5 protein-coding genes are annotated in these 5,416 nt (G+C 52.5%); 2 read left to right on the top strand and 3 right to left on the bottom strand.

Translation table 11 applies throughout. The annotated features are described in order from the left end of the window. Window positions 1-109: 109 nt before the first annotated feature. The 3 genes from GKAS_RS22510 to GKAS_RS22500 form a co-directional block, all read right to left on the bottom strand. Window positions 110-814: an oligogalacturonate-specific porin KdgM family protein gene (locus tag GKAS_RS22510; protein WP_035897654.1), complete on the bottom strand. Its 705-nt coding sequence runs from the start codon at window positions 812-814 to the stop codon at window positions 110-112. Window positions 815-1,279: 465 nt separating this feature from the next. Next, window positions 1,280-2,464, bottom strand: a complete 1,185-nt coding sequence (locus GKAS_RS22505) for an acetyl-CoA C-acetyltransferase (protein WP_035897652.1) — start codon at window positions 2,462-2,464, stop codon at window positions 1,280-1,282. A gap of 111 nt (window positions 2,465-2,575) precedes the next feature. Beyond that, window positions 2,576-3,445 carry a LysR family transcriptional regulator gene (locus GKAS_RS22500; protein WP_035897651.1) on the bottom strand — a complete coding sequence of 290 codons (870 nt, stop codon included), beginning with the start codon at window positions 3,443-3,445 and terminating at the stop codon, window positions 2,576-2,578. Window positions 3,446-3,539: 94 nt separating this feature from the next. Between GKAS_RS22500 and GKAS_RS22495 the strand changes: the two genes are divergently transcribed. Together GKAS_RS22495 and GKAS_RS22490 are read left to right on the top strand one after the other, a co-directional pair. Then, the gene (locus GKAS_RS22495) at window positions 3,540-4,001 is read left to right on the top strand and encodes a multidrug/biocide efflux PACE transporter (RefSeq protein WP_035897650.1); all 462 of its coding nucleotides are present in this window, start codon (window positions 3,540-3,542) and stop codon (window positions 3,999-4,001) included. A 111-nt stretch (window positions 4,002-4,112) separates the two neighbouring features. Then, window positions 4,113-5,342, top strand: coding sequence for an amino acid permease (locus GKAS_RS22490; protein WP_035897649.1), 1,230 nt, complete (start codon window positions 4,113-4,115; stop codon window positions 5,340-5,342). Window positions 5,343-5,416: the final 74 nt, after the last annotated feature.

Genomic DNA, 5,416 nt, shown 5'->3' with positions numbered 1-5,416 from the left:
TACATTGTGCCTTTCTGAGCATTCACGCCTTTTAGATAAGAGCCCCCACAAAAACGAAAACCCCCGGCCAAATGCTCCGGGGGAAAAACGGATAAGGGTCCGAATTTATTTAGAAGGAATAAGCCACACCGACACGTAAACGGGTCTGGCGCTCATCGGTAGATTTCACACCCACGTTGCCCACTTCAAAGTACGGAGACCAGTTCTTATCCCATTTATACGCCAGCTTGCCGTTATATTCGGTGCTGTACGGTTTGTTGTCGTTACGATACAGGCTCTTATGCTGATCGTCGGCCACCGTACTACGCGCGTACACATAGTTCAGCTCTACGCGCCAGTCGCCCATCGCCCAACCAACCCAGGTATCCACTTTATTGACTTTATCGTCAACGCCGCCGCTTGCCGGTACACGGGTATATTCATAACGGTAACGAGCCGCAACATAGAAACCGTTATCAAAGCTGTACTGCGCATGCAGATAAGGTTTGTAGATTGAGAAGCTGTCTTTACTTTCAATGTTAAAGCCTGGGTTCAAGGCAAAATTATCCGTCGCCTTCCAGCGCCAGTTAATGGACTCTTCATGACCATTACCGACGATTTCGTTAAACGGACGATCCTGCTTATCAGTATCACCGCCCGTCTTCCACTTTGCTTCCACGCCAAAACCAAGACCATTATCAAAGCGATGAGACACCGCAACACGGTCCGCGTTAGATCCGCTGTCAATATATTCATGACGCAGGTCAACGGTAACCGCCGAAGCAGCGAAAGACATGCCAGTTAATACGGCCAGGGCCAGAGTTTTCTTAAACATTTGCCATCCCTCAATTAAAATTATGTTTCTTTTTTATGAAATTTGATTTTATTTTTTCCGGATATGCATTTTAGTGATCAGAATCGTAATTATTTGTTTCAGAAAAAGTGGCACAAGGAGGACGTGATAAAGCTCAACAAAAAATAGAAACTAGCCGCAAAAAATATAATACGGATCACATACTTTTATTTTATAAAAATAAAATACAATATTTTCAATGAGTTATTCGAATAAAAATAACGTACGTTATTCTTAGCAATAGTAATAATTTATGTTTAACTAATAATTCGACTAAGCATCTTCTCATGCATAAGATTTACAACCGACACAAATAAACATAAATTCATAAAGGAATGAACTAGACAAAATCACAGCGATGTTCGCGTAACTCAGTGCAGAGAAACAAAAAAGGCCTCTGTTGAGGCCTTTCTGGGATAGGGTAATTACGAGGAAGCTAAAGCGTTATTACTGAATATCTCGTTCCACGGCCAGCGCAACGCCCTGACCACCACCAATGCACAACGTGGCAAGCCCTTTGCGGGCATCACGTTTCACCATTTCGTGAACCAGTGAAACCAGGATACGGCAGCCTGAAGCACCGATAGGGTGCCCCAATGCAATCGCTCCGCCGTTCACGTTCACCTTCTGTTCGTTCCACTCCAGCATTTTGCCCACCGAAATGGCCTGCGCTGCAAAAGCTTCATTGGCTTCAATTAAATCCACATCGCTCAACTGCCAGCCAGCACGTTCAAGACAGCGACGAGTGGCATAAACCGGTGCAATCCCCATCAATGCAGGATCGACACCGACGCTGGCAAACGCGCGGATCCGCGCCAGGATCGGCAGCCCGAGCTCCAGCGCTTTGCTTTCGCTCATCATCAGCACCGCCGCCGCGCCATCATTAATCGACGACGCGTTGCCCGCGGTTACCGACCCTGCATGATCAAAAGAGGGAACAAGGCGAGCCAGCGCTTCGGCGCTGGCATCAGTTTGCGGTTGCTCGTCGGTGTCGACAATTCGCGGGCCGCCCGGCTGCGGATTCACTACCGGCACAATTTCATCGCGAAAACGTCCGGAGTCGATAGCTCTGCGGGCTTTATGCTGGGAACTGAGCGCCCAGGCATCCTGCTGTTCGCGGCTGATACCGTATTCCCGCGCCAGATTCTCTGCCGTCACGCCCATATGGTAGTCGTTGAAAGCATCCCACAGGCCGTCGTGCACCAGGCTGTCGATAAGCTGGCTGTTGCCAAGCTGAGCGCCGGTACGGCTGTCGGTTAGCACGTGCGGAGCACGGCTCATGTTTTCTTGCCCACCGGCAATCACCACGTCGGCTTCACCGCACTGAATCGCCTGTGTCGCCAGGTGCAGCGCCTTCAACCCCGAGCCGCAAACGTCATTGATGGTGATAGCCGAAACGGTATTGGGTAGACCGCCTTTAATCGCAGACTGTCGTGCCGGGTTTTGTCCGGTCCCCGCTGTCAGCACCTGACCAATGATCACCTCGTCAATCGTCGCGGCAGAAATGCCGCTACGCTCAACCAGAGCATTAATCACCAGGCTCCCCAACTCCACGGCAGAATGACGGGCAAGCGCCCCTTGAAAACAGCCTATGGGCGTGCGGACAGCACCTACGATAACGACGTCTTTCATCTCGACCTCAGCGCAAATTTATCCGCGTATAGTAGATGATTGTTATCAACTATTTTCGTAATTGTTTAAAAAAAGTGAGTTTTATCACAAAGGAAATTCATATCAAATCCGCTAGGCGGAAACCTGCTGTAGATACTGTCGCAACCAGCTTCCCGCAGCGCCCAGCGGTGAGGCCTTATGCCAAAGCAGATCGGTTGATACCGAAATTGGCCAGCCCACAATATCCAGCATAGTCAGCTCTGCGGACCGCGCAAATTCATCCACCAGCGCACAGGGCAACGCGCACCAGCCAAGCCCCTGTGCTGCCATGCTCAGCAGCATCAGATAGTTTGGCGCAGACCACACAGGCCCGCGCGCTGGCGTGGTGTGGTTTTCCAGATAGGTGTTGAGCCGCAGCTCACGCCAGGTGCTCAACTGCTCCCACTCCAGCCCCCGCTCGGCGGCCAGGGGATGCGTAGGCGACACGTAAATCGCCATGCGCGTCTGCATCGGCAATCGGGTATGGCCAATATCGGTAGGATAGCTATCCCGCGCTTCAATCAACCCCACCTGCGCACGTCCTTTTTGCAGGAGATCGACGACGTCGTCATCTTCCCCTACCAGGCACTCAAACTCCGTATGCGGGAAGCGGCGGTCAAACTGGGCCAGCAGATCTTCAAGCACATCCGGATGCAGCGTATCGGAAAGCACGAAGGTGAGCCGCGCCTCGGTCTCGCCGCTCAGCGACACCGCCAGCTCATCCAACCGTTCGCTGGCGCTCAGAATGGCCTGCACGTAGCTCAGCACCCGCTGTCCTTCGGCGGTGAGCAGCGGCTGGCGCGTGGAGCGATCGAACAGCGTCACGCCGAGATCCGCCTCCAGATGCGCGATGGCGGTGCTGATGGTCGATTGACTCTTTCGCAGACGACGCGCCGCCGCTGAGAAAGAGCCGCAGGAGACGGTTTCGACAAACGCCGTCAGGGCTTCGGGAGAATAGCGCATGATGTATCTACTTTATCGATGGTTTCTATCTTTTACTTATCATATTTATCCATAAAATGCGCACTATTGCCTTCCATAAATCAAAGGTCACAAAATGCAAAACGATTCATTACATCGCAGAAAACTCCCGGAGCGTATCTTCCATGCCGTGTGCTTTGAGGGGATCGCCACCGCGATCCTCGCCCCTACCGCGGCCTACCTGATGCAGCGCTCCGTACTTGAAATGGGCGGGCTAACGGTGATTCTGGCCACCACCGCGATGATCTGGAATATCATCTATAACGCCGGATTCGACCGCTTCTGGCCGGTAACCCGTGTTATCCGTACCGCTAAGGTTCGTGCGCTGCATGCGCTCGGCTTTGAGTGCGGATTTATCGTTATCGGGGTAAGCATCGTGTCGTGGGTGCTGGGCGTAACGCTTCTGCAGGCCCTCACGCTGGAGATTGGTTTCTTCCTGTTCTTCCTGCCCTACACCATGCTCTACAACTGGGTGTACGACATGCTGCGCGAGCGCATTATCAAGCGCCGTCAACAGAACCTTTACGCGCAAAATTAATCTGCTTTTCAGGCCGATAACAATCGGTCTGAAAATGTTCAGCCACACGAAAAGCTAATTATGGTAAATTATCCGCCATTTTTTTGGTTTTATGGTTGATATATTCAGATAATGTCTAAAATTTGGTCTAAAGAAGAGACGCTATGGAGCTTTGCCCTATATGGCACAGCCGTCGGCGCGGGGACCCTTTTCCTGCCCATCCAGCTTGGCGCCGCCGGTGCCGTGGTGCTGTTTATTACCGCCCTCGTCGCCTGGCCCCTGACCTACTGGCCGCATCGCGCCTTATGTCAGTTCATCCTGTCTGCTAACACCCCGGCAAGCGTGGGTATTACCGGTGCCGTCAGCCACTATTACGGCAAGAAGATCGGTAACCTGATTACCACGCTCTACTTCGTGGCCTTCTTCGTGGTGGTATTGATTTACGCGGTCGCCATTACCAACTCGCTCACCGAGCAAATTGGTCACCACATGCCGGTCGACCTCACCACGCGAGCGTTAGTGAGTCTTGGCGTTGTACTGTTGCTGAACCTGATCTTCCTGACGGGTCGTCAGACGACCATCAAAGTGATGGGCATGCTGGTCTTCCCGCTGATTGCCTACTTCCTGTTCCTGTCTATCTACCTGACCGGAAGCTGGCAGCCGTCGCTGCTGACCACGCAGATGGAAGTCAGCACGCATACGCTGCACCAGGTGTGGTTATCCATTCCCGTGATGGTTTTCGCTTTTAGCCATACGCCGATTATCTCCACCTTCGCTATTGACCGGCGGGAGAAATATGGCGAGCAGGCCATGGGTAAATGCAAAAAAATCATGAAGGTGGCATATCTTGTCATCTGCCTGAGCGTGCTGTTCTTCGTGTTCAGTTGCCTGATGTCGATTCCGCCGTCCTATATCAACACGGCGAAGGCCGAAGGCGTAACCATTCTTTCTGCGCTGTCGATGATGCCGAACTCACCGAGCTGGCTGTCGATTTCCGGAATTGTGGTCGCCGTAGTGGCAATGTCGAAATCGTTCCTCGGCACCTATTTTGGGGTGATTGAAGGGGCGAGCGAGATGGTGAAATCCTCGCTGAACCAGGTTGGCGTTCGCAAAAGCCGTTCCTTTAACCGCGGGCTATCTATCCTGCTGGTGTCGGCGGTGACCTTTATCGTCTGCTGCATTAACCCGAACGCTATCTCAATGATCTACGCCATCAGCGGCCCGCTGATTGCCATGATTCTGTTTATCATGCCGACGCTGTCGACCTACCTGATTCCGTCGCTCAAGCCTTACCGTTCTATTGGTAGCCTGATTACGCTGATTGTCGGTCTGCTGTGCGTGTCGGTGATGTTCTTCGGGTAAGGTAATTCCGGTTCCCGGCGGCGCTCCGCCTGGACGGGCTACGGTTCGATGATTACTGATGTAAAAAAGCCTGC

It is taken from the genome of Kluyvera ascorbata ATCC 33433 (assembly GCF_000735365.1).
Taxonomy (GTDB): domain Bacteria; phylum Pseudomonadota; class Gammaproteobacteria; order Enterobacterales; family Enterobacteriaceae; genus Kluyvera; species Kluyvera ascorbata.
This window is presented reverse-complemented; position numbering and strand designations above follow the sequence as displayed.

Bases quoted from the DNA above. Each gene is read 5' to 3' on its own strand.
- GKAS_RS22510 (WP_035897654.1), bottom strand. From the start codon at position 814: ATGTTTAAGAAAACTCTGGCCCTGGCCGTATTAACTGGCATGTCTTTC.
- GKAS_RS22505 (WP_035897652.1), bottom strand. From the start codon at position 2,464: ATGAAAGACGTCGTTATCGTAGGTGCTGTCCGCACGCCCATAGGCTGT.
- GKAS_RS22500 (WP_035897651.1), bottom strand. From the start codon at position 3,445: ATGCGCTATTCTCCCGAAGCCCTGACGGCGTTTGTCGAAACCGTCTCC.
- GKAS_RS22495 (WP_035897650.1), top strand. From the start codon at position 3,540: ATGCAAAACGATTCATTACATCGCAGAAAACTCCCGGAGCGTATCTTC.
- GKAS_RS22490 (WP_035897649.1), top strand. From the start codon at position 4,113: ATGTCTAAAATTTGGTCTAAAGAAGAGACGCTATGGAGCTTTGCCCTA.